Origin of the sequence: Chitinophaga sp. (assembly GCF_039596135.1) — a bacterium.
Lineage (GTDB): Bacteria > Bacteroidota > Bacteroidia > Chitinophagales > Chitinophagaceae > Chitinophaga.
In genome coordinates this window covers 73230-87306 of the sequence record NZ_JBCNKH010000003.1, presented here as the reverse complement: position 1 = coordinate 87306, position 14077 = coordinate 73230, and the positions used below count along the sequence as shown (strand labels likewise).

Below are 14077 nucleotides of genomic sequence, written 5' to 3'. Positions count from 1 at the left end.
TAATTACAGTATGGTCAAAAGTAAGTTTGCAATATCGGTTCACATTCTCAGCCTGCTCAGTCTTTCTGAGTCAGAATGGCTGTCGAGCGATATCATTGCAGGCTCACTCAATACCAACCCTGCGCTGGTGCGCAAGGAACTGGCTGCACTGAAAGAAGCTGGTCTTGTAGAAGGCAAGGAAGGCAAAAACGGGGGTAGCCGGTTGACTAAATCTCCAAACAATATTTATTTATCCGATGTTTTCCAGATAGTGAAGGAAAACCACATCTTCGGCTTCTCTCCCAACCTCCCGAATCCAGACTGCCCGGTGGGCAGGGATATCAATGGTGCGCTGGAAGGCCTTTTCGACGAAATCGACCAGGCAGTATTTGAGAAACTGAAGCATACTACACTGGCGCAGTTCAGTGCCCAGTTCGTGTCTTGATTTTTTTTATACCAAACTGTAACAATTTTAATAACAATAAAATCATAATACAATGAAACTGACTATCGTAGGTGCGTCTGGCTTTATCGGCGGCGCTTTATTGGCTGAGGCCCTGGAAAGAGGACATGAGGTAACTGCTATTGTGCGTAATCCTGAAAAGGTCACTGTTACGAATCCCAGGCTGACTGTAAAGCAGGGTGATGTAGCGGATGCAGACAAACTTGCAGAATTGATTAAAGGTACTGAAGCTGTGATCAGCTCTTTCAGTGCGCATGATACACCTACTTACCTGAAACTGATTCAGGGTCTGGCAAATGGTGCGAGAAAAGCCGGCATCAGGCGTGTACTGGTAGTGAGTGGTGCAGGTAGCCTGGAAGTAGCACCGGGTGTGCAACTGCTGGATACCCCTGAATTCCCTGCAGAGTGGAAAGGTGGTGCTACTGCTACCCGTGAAGGTTTCTACTGGCTGAGACAACAGAACGACCTGGATTGGACCGTAATGAGCCCTGCTGCCTACATCTTCCCTGGTGAGCGTACGGGTAAATTCCGCCTGGGTAAGGATACCCTGGTAACTGATGCAGAAGGCAACAGCAGGATTTCAAATAAGGACTACGCGGTTGCGCTGATTGACGAAGTGGAGAAAAACCAGCATGTAAAGGCAAGGTTTACTGCTGCATACTAAACATATTTAAGGGGGCAATTATAGCCCCCTTAATTTTATGGGACTGACCCCGAATTTTTTTCTGAAAGCTGTACTGAAATGCTGTACTGATGAAAACCCCAGCTGCTCTGCTATCTGCGTCACGGATTGTGCCGGCGATTGCAATAACTGCCGGGCATGTTCCATTTTATGATCATTCAGGTATCCATACACGGTATTATCAAATACCAGTCTGAACCCGTTCTTCAGTTTAAATTCATTTATTCCTGCTGCTCTTGATAACTCTGTCAGCGAAGGTGGCGCCTGCATATGGGTCAATAGAAAATCCCTGGCATAATAAATCCGTTCTCTATCTACTGCAGACAATGCAAACCGCTCTCTCCGTACAGCTTCTGCCTGCTCCTGCTGCTCGCATTGCAATGCCAGTAACTCTATCACCTTTGATTGCAGGAATAGTTTTTTATGTCCGCCCTGGAACTGGCAATTCCGGATATCATCCAGGATCATGAGCATGCGGGCGGTAATGGGATGGTTACTTTTTTTATTCAGTATAATGGGCCTGTTGCCAGCCACATTGTTTGCCAGCATATCCAGGACCCGGCCGTTATTGTTTGCCAGCTGCAGGAACCGCTCTTTACTGAAGTTCATACCTACTACTGCCAGTCCGTCCTGTTTGGAGATGTGTGCATGCTCCACGCCTGCCGGGTTAAAAAAAAGATTGTGCTCCCGGGAAGCAAACAGGCGCTCACGTTCATTTCCTACATTGGTATTAAACTGTCCGCGTACCATAAAAAACAGGGACACAGCCGGCACGGCTTCTGTAGAATCTACATGCAGGTTCTCGTATACAGAGGCATCGCCGGAGAAAATATGGTAACCGTCAAAAAAGGTTTCCCGGAATACCGCTTCTCCAAAGTGGTATTTGATTTCCTGCTTCTCTTCTACCAATATGGTAGATACGAGTTTTTCCTGCAGGTCGTCCCCCATCTCCTCCTCGAGCAATAATTCATTTATATCATTTCTGATCTGGACACCCATAATAATCCGTTAAATATAAAATTTTATCCTTTTCATGTAACAGTTAGCCGGACGAGGTGCATCACCTTTGCACAAAACTAAATATTATAATTACATGATCGGAATATTCAAAACAAATATCAATACAGACCTGGATAAGTTGAAAGTTATTTCGGCCATCCACCAGGAGTTCCGGGTTCAAGCCTGTACTGTAGATATTGAAGATTGCGATAAAGTATTACGGGTTGTGGGCCAGGGAGGTCCTGTGAACGAAGGAGAAGTTATTTTTCTTTTACAACGCATGGGTTATCAATGCGATATACTGGATTGAGGATTATTTTTTTAAAATTTCTACGCCAACCTATAGGGGTAACCCCAATATCCCACGTCATATATGCGTGTTTAGATTTACACTAGCGCACCTTACAACCATTTTGTAAAAAATTTATAACTATCAAATCCTTTTATGAAGACAAGGCTAGTAAAGCTCCTGTCCATTGGCATCCTATTGCTTTGGGCGCTACAGACTAATGCGCAGCAACGGTTTACATTAAGTGGATATGTAAAAGACCAGCAAAACGGGGAAAGCCTGATCGGCATTTCCGTTTCCAAAGCAGGAACAGGCATTGGTACAGTGACCAACGAATATGGCTTTTATTCTCTCACATTACCTGCCGGCGACCATGACATTCAGTTCTCTTATGTAGGGTATGCTCCTATTAAAACCCACATTTCCCTGAAAGGAAACCAGACCCTGGACATCAAACTGGATAAATCCAGCAGTCAGCTGAACACCGTAACAGTGATCGGCGATAAAAAAGAGAAAGCAGTCAATACACTGAACACGAGCATCAACCGCCTGGACATTGCCCAGATGAAAAAGATGCCCACCTTTATGGGTGAAGTAGACGTACTGCGTTCCATCCAGACCCTACCCGGCGTACAGACCGTAGGTGAAGGGGCCAGCGGCTTCAACGTACGTGGTGGCGCGGCAGACGAGAACCTGATTCTGCTGGATGAGGCACCTGTATACAACTCCACCCACATGCTTGGATTCTTCTCTGTATTCAACCCGGATGCAGTAAAAAGCGTAAACCTCATTAAAGGTGGTTTTCCGGCTGAATACGGTGGTCGTACCTCGTCCGTACTCGACATACGCATGAAGGATGGGAACAACCAGAATATGGCTGTAAATGGCGGTATCAGCAATGTATTTAGCCGTCTCTCCATCGAGGCACCTATCGTGAAGGATCAGTCCTCCTTTATCGTCGCTGCCCGCCGTTCTTATATCGACATTCTCATGAAGCCATTCCTGAAAGGAGATATGAAGGACACCAAATTAAACTTCTACGATATCACCGCTAAAGCGAACTTTAAACTGAACAAGACCAATACCCTCTTTGTGAGTGGTTACCTGGGAAGGGACGTATTCGGATTCGGCTCGCAGGTGAATATGAACTGGGGGAATAAAACCGCTACTGTAAGATGGAACCATGTGTTCAACAACAGATTGTTCCTGAACCTGACTACTTTTTATAGTAACTATGACTACAGTCTTGAGTTCAACAACGGTACTTCCAAAAACGAAAGTGATAATTACCAGGCTTATAACTGGACTTCCAACATCATCAACTACGGTCTGAAACCTGGCTTTACTTACTATATAAATGCAAAGAACAGTGTGCACTTCGGGGTACAGGGTATCTACTACACTTTCAAGCCGGGTAAGGGTGTGAGCCAGGACGGTGCGAGCATAAACGTAAAGAACCTGACACTGCAACATGGCCTGGAAGCAGCTGCTTACATTGATCATGAGTGGAAACCGAGTAAGAAATTTGGAGTGCAGTATGGCCTTCGCCTTTCTGAATACCAATACCTGGGTAACAGTACCGCCTACTACTACAATGATACCACACCCGGTATTCGTAAAACACTCATAGGCAGCAAAACTTATGGTACCAATGAACTGATTAAAGCTTATAACTACCTGGAGCCAAGAATCAATGTTCGCTATGGCATCAATGACAACAATGCCCTGAAAGCATCTTTCAGTCGTACTACGCAGTACATGCACCAGTTGTCAAATACCGCCTCTCCTACGCCACTCGATATCTGGACGCCAAGTACCAACAATGTGCAACCACAGGTTGCCGATCAGTACACAGTAGGTTATGCATACGATGCAACTTCAGGCAGGTATGAAATCTCTGCTGAACTGTTTTACAAAAACATGAACCACCAGCTGGACTACATTGACAATGCGAACCTGCAGCTGAACCAGTACATTGAAGCAGACCTGCTGCCAAGCAAAAGCCGCTCTTATGGTCTGGAAGTGATGGCGAAAAAAGAAATCGGTTCTACTACAGGCTGGATCAGCTATACCCTGTCTAAATCTGAGCGTAAAACTGAAGGTATCAACCAGGGTGAATGGTTCCTGAACCGCTACGACCGTACACACAATGTGAATGTCGTAATGACGCATGAAATCAACAAACGTACTTCCTTCTCTGCTAACTGGGTATATGCGACAGGTACGCCTACCACCTATGCAGACAGCCGCCTGGAGTACCAGGGTTGGGATATTCCATACAATAGTACTGACAAACGTAATACTTACCGCCTGCCAGCCTTCCACCGTCTGGATGTATCACTGACGCTGAAAGGTAAGCAGCTGCGCCGCTGGAAAGGAGAATGGGTGTTCTCGCTGTACAATGTGTACGCACGCCGCAATGCCTACTCTATCTACTTCCGGCAGAATGAAGATGACAAGAGCAAGAAAGAAGCAGTTCGCCTGTCTATCATTGGTTCTATCATCCCAGGTATTACTTACAATTTTAAATTTTAACCGCCATGAAGCAGAGATTTTTCCAACTTAGCATATTAGCAGCTTTCATGACAGGGATGAGCGCCTGTACGGATGTAATTGACCTGGATGTTCCCAATGGTACTTCTTATCCCGTGGTGGATGCATGGATTACCACTGAACCGGGTACACAATATATCAGGGTTACAAAGTCAGTTTCTTATACACAGTCAGGTTCAGCACCTGTGGTCAGTGATGCAACCATTACATTGTATGATGAAACAACCGGCGATATTTATCCATTTGTGTTTGCAGATTCAGTATACAAATGTGATCCGGGTAGCAAACAGATTGGTCAGGTCAATCATACTTACCGCCTGCGTGTGGAGTACGATTCAAATACATACGAAGCCACGGATACCATCAAACCGGTAGCCGCCATTTCAAAAATCGATTATAAGTACAAGGAAGAAGGGGATGATGGTGTAAGCAATGCAGGTTACTATGTACGATTCTATGCAACTGATATGGCAGGTCAGACAGATTATACCTGGGTCAGATCTTACAGGAATAATCTGAATAATAACAATATCGTAGAAGATTTCTATGTCATTGACGGTGGATTCTCTGAAGGTTTGTCTGACGGACAGGAGTTCCCACTGTTTGTAGGAGAGAGTGTGAATGATGACGAACATCCTTTTCTGAAAGGTGACCTGGCGATTGTGAAACTGCGCTCACTGAGTTATCCGAGCTATTTCTGGGTAACATCTGTGCAGTCACAGCTGGAATCAGGCGGATTATTTGCTACTGTACTGGCCAATGTAGGCACTAACCTCAGGAACGTTACAGATGGTGGTGGCAAAGGAAAGCTGCTGGGATGGTTTGGAACCTCCGCTGTAAGTGCTGACTCGATTACCACGAATTGATTTTCTTCTATAAGGGCGGGGGTCAGTAAGGCCAATTCAACACACCTTGACTGACCTCTCTCCCTCTCTTCTCTCTCACTTTTCTTTAAACTTAATTTTATGAAAAAAGCGCTGTTGGCGCTGCTGATACTGTCATCAGTACAGCAGGCCTGGGCTCAGACTGCCCAGACGGAAACGTTATTCTCTAAAAAGTCTACATCTGCAAAAATTGGTGCATATGGTGTGCCTGCGGCCAATTTAACATCGATAGATGGTAATTTCGCGGTTATGACCGGCGGTTATGGCGGGGTGCTGATAAACAGGAAGTGGATGTTTGGTGCGGGTGCCTATTCACTGGTAAACAATATCACTTCTACGTATGCACCAAGTGCCACCACGGGTTATAAGCAATATTTGAATTTCTGGTATACCGGGCTTGCTGTGGAATATACCCACAATACTGATAAACTGATCCACTGGACAGCAGGTGCGCTGGTAGGCGGCGGGGCCGTAGGAAGAAGGAACAAAGCAACTTTCGACCTTGATGACGACGATAGGCATTATCATTCTTACGACAGGAGCGGATTGTTTGTGGCAGAACCATTTGCCAATATAGAGCTGAATGTAACCAGCTACCTGAGACTGGACCTGGGAGCTACCTACCGCTTTGTACAGGGATCTAATACACCGAATATTTCTAACGGGGATCTGAGCATGGCATCTTTCCATTTTGGAATTAAGGCCGGGAAGTTCTGATAAAAGATACTTGTGCCAGGCATTGCTATCTGTTCTGTCTTGCTGTAATGGGTGGCCGAAGGATGGCATGCCTGTTTTTAAAATAATCACGACTTTTTCGAATAAACAAACCAGGAATACGGCCTCTTCCTTTCGGAAGGGGCCTTTTTTGTGTTTTCTGAAAAATAAATTTTGCAATTACGAAAAGTGTCGTACATTTACTTACGAAGATATTCGTAGATCAATAATCATTGAAAATAAAATGAGCACAGCAAAAAATAGCAAACCGACGGAAAGTGAACTGGAGATTCTGGGAATCCTGTGGGAGAAAGGCGCCTGTACGGTAAGGGATGTGCACGAAGAGCTGTCAAAAAGCAAAGATGCGGGGTATACTACCACCCTGAAGCTGATGCAGATTATGCATGACAAAGGCTATTTAAACAGGGATGCCAGCAGCAAGACGCATGTCTACACTGCTGCGATTTCACAGGAAAACACCCAGCAGCAATTGCTGAACAAAATGATTGATACCGTATTTAATGGTTCTGCTTCTCAGTTAGTCATGCAGGCCCTTGGTCATCATACTTCTTCGAAAGAGGAACTGGACAAGATCAGACAGTACCTGAATGACATAGAAGACCAGCAAAAAAGGTAAACTCAAGTCTTATGACAGCACAATTTGTTCTCCCGACTATTCTGATCCAGGCATTTGGATGGGCGCTTTTACATTCCCTGTGGCAAGGGTTTCTGATCTTCGCCTGTCTCCGGCTGGTACTGTATGTGTGGCCGCACATGAGCGCCAGGATCAAGTATAACCTGTCGTACCTGTCACTGACCGGCATTTTTGCCTGGTTCGCCATTACGCTGTACCAGCAGGTGACTGCTGCACTGCGCATCCGGCAGGCTACCTGGGTGATGATTGAAACCGGTGTACGGCAGCGGCACCTCGATGTTCCTCCGATATATCACAGTCAAAGCACTATTAAGCACTTCATTCCACAGCTGGAAATGTGGTTTCCTGTGCTGGTTGCCTTATATGTGACTGGAGTAGCTGTCATGAGTATCAAACTAATTATGGACCTGGTGCAACTGAAACAGATCCGGAACAAACAGGTGCTGCCTATAGATACAGCATGGGAAAAGCACCTGGAGCGGCTGGCTGCCCAGTTACGGATTCCACGCAAGGTGCAGTTGCTGATCTCTACACACATCCAGGTGCCGGTTATGATTGGCTTTCTGAAACCATTGATCCTGCTGCCTGTAGCCATGTTCAACAACCTGACTGCCGAACAGCTGGAAGCCATTCTCCTGCACGAACTGGCACACATCAAACGCAATGATTATCTACTCAATATCTTCCAATCTATTGTTGAAACAATCCTGTTTTTTAATCCTTTCATCTGGTGGATCACAAAAAACATCCGGCTGGAAAGGGAACACTGTTGCGACGACCTTGTTATTGCAAGCCAGGTGCAACCCCTGCAATATGCCAAAGCGCTTGTAGCATTAGAAGAATACCGGTTAACAGTTAATGCACTGGCCATGGCAGCGGCAGATAATAAACAACATCTATTTCACCGCATTAAACGCATCATGGAAATGAAAACCAAGAACATCAATTATACACAGAAACTTTTGGCGGTACTGATTATCGCCGTTAGCCTGGTCGCTATTGCATGGTTGAATCCCATTCAGGCACGGGCAAAAAAGACAAACAAAAGTACACCGGCACCTGTACTGACTAAAATATCCCGTACGCTGCTGGGTGATACGACTGTGCCAAAAACGAATGCTCACACAGAAGAGGAGCAGGATAAGGATCAATTGGACCACGAAGCTAAGCTTGCAGATGAACAGGCAGCTGCCGCCATGGCTAATATCAACTGGGATGACGTGAACAACGATATCGCCAATGCCATGAAAGAAGTGAACTGGGATGATGTGAACAGGGAGGTTGAAAACGCGATCAGGAATATAGACTGGACCCAGATCAACAAAGATGTTGAAAAGGCAATGAAGGATATTAACTGGAATGAGATCAATAAGGAAGTGAAGGAGAGTTTGAAAGATGTGAATGTGCATCCTAATGTGAATGTGAATACTAATGTAAACATCGATACCAACGATATCCAGGAGAGTATTCGCATAGGCCTGGATGCCGCCAGATCTGCAATCAAAGATGTAGCTATTCCTGCGGCCAAAATGGGTATAGAATCTGCCAGGGCGGCCATGAACAGCCAGGAATTTAAGGAGGCGATGGAGAAAGGTCGCCAGGAAGCAGCAAAGGCGATGAAAGAGTCCCGCGAGCAAATGGCACTCGCAATGGCGACCGCAAAAGCTGAGATGAAGAAAAAGCACATCGCTGAATCTAAATATCGGGAGGATGCGGTTCATGCCAAAGCTGACGGACAATACAAAGAAATGATTGATAAAATGGCTGCTGATAAGCTGATCGACGCCAGCAAGGGTTACACCATCCAGAAAAAAGACGGGGACCTTTACATCAATGATGTAAAGCAGTCTGCCGAAGTAGCTGACAAATACAAAAGCTACCTGAAGAATGCAAAGAAACTGTTGATTGCTGGTAAAGAGGACCGTCTGAGTATTAGTGTAGAAGAATAGATTATAGGGGGGCTTTCCGCCAAAGCCTGTTATTTATACTGCGCTACTGCCGTTCCTACGGCAGTAGCGTTTTTATTTGATGGTTCCCCCTTATCTTTATGTATTAAACCACCACAAGGATGAAGAAGATTTCCCAAGGGATACTGATGATGCTTTTAGCTACGGGTGCTGTAGCACAGGATTTAAATAAAACACTCCTGGACTTTACCGTCATTAAAAATAATGCCGCCACACCGGTAAAAAATCAGGGAGAAACCGGTACCTGCTGGTGTTTTTCGTCTACTTCGGTAGTGGAATCAGAATGCCTGAGAAAAGGGTTGCCAGCACTTGATCTCTCCGAAATGTACATTGTACGTAATATCTACCTGGAGAAGGCGAAGAACTATATTCACAGGCAGGGATTCACCCGCTTTGACGAAGGTGGTCTGGCGCATGATTTCCTGCATGCTGCAGCCATCTATGGCCTGATGCCTGAGAATGTTTACAGCGGTCTGAAAGATGGGCGCACCAGTCATAATCATGGGCCGATGGTGGAAGAGATGAAAAACTACCTGGATAGTTTGCTGAAGGTAAAGAGACCTTTGCCGGATAACTGGACGGTGCGTGTGAACAGCATCCTGGACAATTATTTAGGTACAGTTCCGGCTTCATTTACTTATAATGGCAAGACCTATACGCCTGTAACTTTTGCGAAAGAAGTAGTGAAGTTTTCACAGGACGATTATGTGAACCTGACCTCATTCACCGACCATCCTTACTATGCGCCTTTTATTGTGCAGGTGCCTGATAACTATTCTAATGGTGCTTATTATAACCTGCCACTGGAAGAGCTGGTGAATGTGGCAAAAGCTACGGTGAATAAAGGGTATACAGTATTGTGGGATACGGATATGAGCAACAGGGGATGGGTGCTTGGTAAAGGATATGGATTATATCCTGCAGAAGATTCCTTGTTGAAGAAAGTACCTTTCAATCCTGATATGAGTGAGAAGGCGTATAATGCAGCAGACAGGCAACGTTTGTATGAAGAGCTGGTGACGGAGGATGATCATCTGATGCAGATTACGGGGTTAGGTAAGTCAGCCGGTGGTAAGGAGTTTTTCATTGTAAAGAATTCATGGGGACCGAAGGCCGGGCCTTTTGATGGGTATATGCATGTGTCTATTCCTTATTTTGCGATGAATACGATTACGATGGTGGTGCCGAAGGCGGTGCTGGATAAGGCGATGTTGGGTAAGCTGGCGTTGAAGTAAGTTGGTGAGAATTGCTATAGGTTATGAAATGACAAGTCTATGAGTGAATCGATTTTGATTGGAATGAATTGCTATTGACAAAGAGAAATAATAAGCCTGCTGGTGAACCGATTTTGACAGGTAAGATGGCTTAAAATACTAATCAATAAAAAACCGCTTCTGCCTACGGCAGAAGCGGTTTTTTATTAGCTGGCATAGGTTGCAAAAGGCAATATATTTATCTGTAAAATGAATGAAAGATTAGTGATGCGAGACTTCGAAGGTCCTGAAGTCCTGTACTTCACCGGGTTCTATTGTAATGCCTGTTACTTTGGCAAGTGGAGGCCCCTGACGGCACCAGGCGATGAAAGCTTCCATTGGCGCCTCCTCTCCTTCTGCAGCAATCCAGACACTCCCATCGGGCAGGTTTTTGACCTGGCCTTTGATGTCAAGCCCATCTGCGGTCCGCTTGGTATTAGTTCTGAAGAAAACACCCTGCACCTTGCCTTTTACAATAATGACTTTGTGTATCTTTTGCATTGTTGTGCTGTTACGGTTGTAAAATATGTATTGTGAACATATTAAATCTACGAACAGTCAGGGGGAAATTAAAATTAATCTGCCGGGGGGCAGGGAGAGCTGACGAATGCTGGTTTGGTAATGGTTGACAAGGGTTGGGAACGCTGATAAGGATCATTTGATGAATGAGGATCATTAAAAGATCATTTGATGAGCAGGGATCATTAAAAGGTCATTCGATGAGTAAGAATCATTAAAAGACCATTTGATGAGTAGAAATCATTAAAGATCATTCGATGCCTGGGAATCATTATTAAACAGAATGCCCCCATCTCCTTACGCTGCGTAATTAAACAACGTATGCTCATGTCCGCGCATTGCCTCATCACCAAAGAAGAATTCCTTTACCGTTTCATACTGCCCACCTGCTGCTGGTTTCCGCAATAAAGTGAAACTCTTGCACTGAAAGCTGCGTACAAATACCTGGTTGTAAAAATGATCATATACCTGATCAAACTCACGGGTATTCATCCCCCTCGCTATCGTGATATGTGGCTTATATGGACTGGATTTGATATCGAACTCCTGTAAGATCCTTTTGTGCAGTTCTACAAGTGGCTTGGGATTCGCCACATTGATAAAGATCGTGCGCCTGTCGTGCTGCTGCTCGAAGTGATCAAAACGGGAAGTATATAAGGTAAAACCTGATTGTCTGCTTGCTATACTATCCAACAAGCTGACAAAGTCATCCTCAAAACGCACTGGAAATACAGAACGGAAAAGACTGATATTAGCCTGTGAAAACCGGGTATCACTAATGCCCAGCTCCTGTGCTACCATCCGCTTTAAAGCCATTACATCATTGTTGATATGAGTACCGGGATTAACTACTAATAAGTAGTCATACAATAATTCCTGTTCAGGAATAACGTTATTATTTGTAATCATAACCAAATAAGTTTTGAACTTAAAGTGTATTGGTTATTTGAATATTGACATTACAAATATAGAATCTTTATTTCAATAATACTAATTTATTTAGCATTTTTTACTAATTATTTTTGTTTAATACTAAAAAGTATAGCACCCGCAGGTATAAAAAAACCGGTACAGCAGCCATTTAAACGGCTACCATACCGGAGTAAAATAAATATGTAATTGGCTTATGCCAGTGCTTTAATGATTGCTACGAAATCAGCAGCTACCAGAGATGCACCACCGATCAGACCACCATCCACATCAGGGCAGGAGAACAGCTCAACAGCATTAGAAGGTTTTGCACTACCACCGTACAGGATAGAGATGTTCAGGGCAGCTTCACGGCCGTATTTAGCAGCGATCTGTGCCCTGATAAATGCGTGCATGTCCTGTGCCTGTGCTGCACTTGCAGTCAGACCAGTACCGATTGCCCAGATTGGCTCATAAGCAATCACAACATTCTTCAGTTGCTCAGCTGACAGGTGGTACAGGCTTTCTTCCAGTTGTTTTGCAACATATTCGTTCTGGGTTTCAGCTTTTCTCACTTCCAGTGGTTCACCGCAACAGAAAAGAGGTTTTAAACCGTTTGCCAGTGCCAGGTCGATCTTTTTAGCCAGTACTGCGTTACTTTCCTGGAAGTATTCTCTTCTTTCAGAATGACCCAGGATCACGTAGTCTACGCCTACAGACTGCAGCATTTCTGCTGATACCTCACCAGTATAAGCACCGGATTTTTCTGACGCACTGTTCTGTGAAGCCAGGAAGAAACCAGGATTGTTCTTCAGCAATGCTTTCGCTTTCACCAGGTAAGGGAAAGGGGTAGCAAATACAACTTCCTGTCCTTCCTTCAGATGCAGACCTGCCGCCAGTACGTCATTGATCAGCTGCTCACCCTGCGCCAGGGTCAGGTTCATTTTCCAGTTTCCTGCAACGATTTTTTTTCTCATGTTTATCGCTATTGTTAATGATATATTGAATCTAAGATTTTACTGCTGCATATACAGCTTTCAGCAAACGTTCTTCCACGTCTCCCAGCTGCTGACCTTTGAACTGCATCCACTGACGGGCATCCCGCAAAGCCTCCTGTTCCCTGTAAGGTCCAGGTTGTACCCCACCCCATGAAAAGGAGGGTACGAACTTAGGCGGAAATTCGCCTCCAAAGATATTACACGAAACGCCAATTACAGTGCCTGTGTTAAACATTGTACCAATACCGCTCCGGCTGTAATCGCCCATGATCAGTCCACACTTGGTACCAGCCGGTATCGCCTCGTTCCGGGCTTCGACCCAGATCCTTACTGTACTGGCGTTATTTTTCAGGTTTGAGTTCGTGGTATTTCCGCCCAGGTTGCACCATTCACCCAGCACCGAATCTCCCAGGTAGCCATCATGGCCTTTGTTGGAATATCCCAGCATTACCACATTCTTGATCTCTCCGCCCCCTACGCTACCAGGTCCCAGGGTGGTAGCGCCATATATTTTAGTGCCCATCTTCAGTACCGCACCTTCACAAAGCGCCAATGGGCCCCTGATCAGGCAGCCCTCCATCACCTCTGCTCCTTTGGCAATGTAGATCGGCCCCGTCTTTCCATTCAGGATACTGTGTTCTACCACAGCTCCCGGCTCCAGGAAGATATTTTCCGCGCCACTGACCTGGTTTGAACCCGATATCGGGGCAGAAATACGACCTGCTGTGAGCAGGGCAAAGTCCTGGCGCAAAGCACTATCATTTAATCGAAATATATCCCATGGATACGTCAGCTGCTGTACTGATTCCTGATAGTTAACCCGGTCACCGGTGGTGTTTTTTTGCAGATCACTACCAGCCACAGTTTTGGCCAGTAATATATTGTCTTTATACAGCTCCGCCCCTGTTTTTAAGGTCCTGATAGCCTGTACCAGCTGAGTATCGGGCAATATATGACCATTGATCAGCACGCAGTGATCACCAGGAGTAATAGATTGAAGGGGAAATTTTTCCTGCAGATAAGGAAGGGTCAGGAAGCTGGCGCTGGCATTGAGCCATCGCTCCCATTTTTCTCTTATGGTAAGTATCCCTACACGGATGGCCGCTACCGGCCGGGTATGAGTGAAAGGGTACAACAAATCGCGTGCAGGAGAGTCAAATAGAATATAATGCCGCTCCATAAGGGGATAAAAATAGAAAATCCCATCGAAAAA

At 45.3% G+C, this 14077-nt stretch carries 14 protein-coding genes; 9 read left to right on the top strand and 5 right to left on the bottom strand.

Annotated elements, in window-relative coordinates; translation table 11 throughout:
- The first annotated feature begins 10 nt into the window (after nucleotides 1–10).
- Both ABDW16_RS03780 and ABDW16_RS03775 read left to right on the top strand, forming a co-directional pair.
- Nucleotides 11–424 carry an Rrf2 family transcriptional regulator gene (locus ABDW16_RS03780; protein ID WP_343667809.1) on the top strand — a complete coding sequence of 138 codons (414 nt, stop codon included), beginning with the start codon at nucleotides 11–13 and terminating at the stop codon, nucleotides 422–424.
- A gap of 52 nt (nucleotides 425–476) precedes the next feature.
- Complete coding sequence (locus ABDW16_RS03775) at nucleotides 477–1106, top strand: NAD(P)-dependent oxidoreductase (protein WP_343667807.1); 630 nt, start codon at nucleotides 477–479, stop codon at nucleotides 1104–1106.
- Nucleotides 1107–1124: 18 nt separating this feature from the next.
- On the opposite strand, the gene ABDW16_RS03770 is transcribed toward ABDW16_RS03775, so the two are convergent.
- On the bottom strand, nucleotides 1125–2123 hold the full coding sequence (locus ABDW16_RS03770) for an AraC family transcriptional regulator (RefSeq protein ID WP_343667806.1): 999 nt from the start codon (nucleotides 2121–2123) through the stop codon (nucleotides 1125–1127).
- 94 nt (nucleotides 2124–2217) lie between these two features.
- Here ABDW16_RS03770 and ABDW16_RS03765 point away from each other — a divergent pair, with 94 nt between their 5' ends.
- The 7 genes from ABDW16_RS03765 (at nucleotide 2218) to ABDW16_RS03735 (ending at nucleotide 10420) form a co-directional block, all read left to right on the top strand.
- Nucleotides 2218–2433 carry a hypothetical protein gene (locus ABDW16_RS03765; RefSeq protein WP_343667804.1) on the top strand — a complete coding sequence of 72 codons (216 nt, stop codon included), beginning with the start codon at nucleotides 2218–2220 and terminating at the stop codon, nucleotides 2431–2433.
- A gap of 135 nt (nucleotides 2434–2568) precedes the next feature.
- The gene (locus ABDW16_RS03760) at nucleotides 2569–4947 is read left to right on the top strand and encodes a TonB-dependent receptor (protein WP_343667803.1); all 2379 of its coding nucleotides are present in this window, start codon (nucleotides 2569–2571) and stop codon (nucleotides 4945–4947) included.
- A gap of 5 nt (nucleotides 4948–4952) precedes the next feature.
- Entirely contained in the window at nucleotides 4953–5831 is an 879-nt protein-coding gene (locus ABDW16_RS03755; protein ID WP_343667801.1) for a DUF4249 domain-containing protein, read from the top strand.
- A 99-nt stretch (nucleotides 5832–5930) separates the two neighbouring features.
- A complete protein-coding gene (locus ABDW16_RS03750) occupies nucleotides 5931–6566 on the top strand; it encodes a hypothetical protein (RefSeq protein WP_343667800.1) in 636 nt (211 codons plus the stop codon).
- Nucleotides 6567–6807: 241 nt separating this feature from the next.
- Nucleotides 6808–7200 carry a BlaI/MecI/CopY family transcriptional regulator gene (locus tag ABDW16_RS03745; RefSeq protein WP_343667799.1) on the top strand — a complete coding sequence of 131 codons (393 nt, stop codon included), beginning with the start codon at nucleotides 6808–6810 and terminating at the stop codon, nucleotides 7198–7200.
- Between the two features lie 11 nt (nucleotides 7201–7211).
- On the top strand, nucleotides 7212–9167 hold the full coding sequence (locus ABDW16_RS03740) for a M56 family metallopeptidase (RefSeq protein WP_343667798.1): 1956 nt from the start codon (nucleotides 7212–7214) through the stop codon (nucleotides 9165–9167).
- 119 nt (nucleotides 9168–9286) lie between these two features.
- Nucleotides 9287–10420 carry a C1 family peptidase gene (locus tag ABDW16_RS03735; protein WP_343667796.1) on the top strand — a complete coding sequence of 378 codons (1134 nt, stop codon included), beginning with the start codon at nucleotides 9287–9289 and terminating at the stop codon, nucleotides 10418–10420.
- A 240-nt stretch (nucleotides 10421–10660) separates the two neighbouring features.
- On the opposite strand, the gene ABDW16_RS03730 is transcribed toward ABDW16_RS03735, so the two are convergent.
- From ABDW16_RS03730 to ABDW16_RS03715, 4 genes are all read right to left on the bottom strand, one after another.
- A complete protein-coding gene (locus tag ABDW16_RS03730; protein WP_343667794.1) occupies nucleotides 10661–10939 on the bottom strand; it encodes an acylphosphatase in 279 nt (92 codons plus the stop codon).
- Nucleotides 10940–11254: 315 nt separating this feature from the next.
- Nucleotides 11255–11866, bottom strand: a complete 612-nt coding sequence (locus tag ABDW16_RS03725; RefSeq protein ID WP_343667793.1) for a 2'-5' RNA ligase family protein — start codon at nucleotides 11864–11866, stop codon at nucleotides 11255–11257.
- Between the two features lie 215 nt (nucleotides 11867–12081).
- Nucleotides 12082–12843: a triose-phosphate isomerase gene (gene tpiA, locus ABDW16_RS03720; RefSeq protein ID WP_343667792.1), complete on the bottom strand. Its 762-nt coding sequence runs from the start codon at nucleotides 12841–12843 to the stop codon at nucleotides 12082–12084.
- A gap of 31 nt (nucleotides 12844–12874) precedes the next feature.
- Entirely contained in the window at nucleotides 12875–14044 is a 1170-nt protein-coding gene (locus ABDW16_RS03715) for a putative sugar nucleotidyl transferase (RefSeq protein ID WP_343667791.1), read from the bottom strand.
- Nucleotides 14045–14077: the final 33 nt, after the last annotated feature.

What these genes read in the sequence shown, in the direction of transcription:
- ABDW16_RS03780 (WP_343667809.1), top strand. Translation starts at nt 11, where the DNA reads ATGGTCAAAAGTAAGTTTGCAATATCGGTTCACATTCTCAGCCTGCTC.
- ABDW16_RS03775 (WP_343667807.1), top strand. Translation starts at nt 477, where the DNA reads ATGAAACTGACTATCGTAGGTGCGTCTGGCTTTATCGGCGGCGCTTTA.
- ABDW16_RS03770 (WP_343667806.1), bottom strand. Translation starts at nt 2,123, where the DNA reads ATGGGTGTCCAGATCAGAAATGATATAAATGAATTATTGCTCGAGGAG.
- ABDW16_RS03765 (WP_343667804.1), top strand. Translation starts at nt 2,218, where the DNA reads ATGATCGGAATATTCAAAACAAATATCAATACAGACCTGGATAAGTTG.
- ABDW16_RS03760 (WP_343667803.1), top strand. Translation starts at nt 2,569, where the DNA reads ATGAAGACAAGGCTAGTAAAGCTCCTGTCCATTGGCATCCTATTGCTT.
- ABDW16_RS03755 (WP_343667801.1), top strand. Translation starts at nt 4,953, where the DNA reads ATGAAGCAGAGATTTTTCCAACTTAGCATATTAGCAGCTTTCATGACA.
- ABDW16_RS03750 (WP_343667800.1), top strand. Translation starts at nt 5,931, where the DNA reads ATGAAAAAAGCGCTGTTGGCGCTGCTGATACTGTCATCAGTACAGCAG.
- ABDW16_RS03745 (WP_343667799.1), top strand. Translation starts at nt 6,808, where the DNA reads ATGAGCACAGCAAAAAATAGCAAACCGACGGAAAGTGAACTGGAGATT.
- ABDW16_RS03740 (WP_343667798.1), top strand. Translation starts at nt 7,212, where the DNA reads ATGACAGCACAATTTGTTCTCCCGACTATTCTGATCCAGGCATTTGGA.
- ABDW16_RS03735 (WP_343667796.1), top strand. Translation starts at nt 9,287, where the DNA reads ATGAAGAAGATTTCCCAAGGGATACTGATGATGCTTTTAGCTACGGGT.
- ABDW16_RS03730 (WP_343667794.1), bottom strand. Translation starts at nt 10,939, where the DNA reads ATGCAAAAGATACACAAAGTCATTATTGTAAAAGGCAAGGTGCAGGGT.
- ABDW16_RS03725 (WP_343667793.1), bottom strand. Translation starts at nt 11,866, where the DNA reads ATGATTACAAATAATAACGTTATTCCTGAACAGGAATTATTGTATGAC.
- tpiA (WP_343667792.1), bottom strand. Translation starts at nt 12,843, where the DNA reads ATGAGAAAAAAAATCGTTGCAGGAAACTGGAAAATGAACCTGACCCTG.
- ABDW16_RS03715 (WP_343667791.1), bottom strand. Translation starts at nt 14,044, where the DNA reads ATGGAGCGGCATTATATTCTATTTGACTCTCCTGCACGCGATTTGTTG.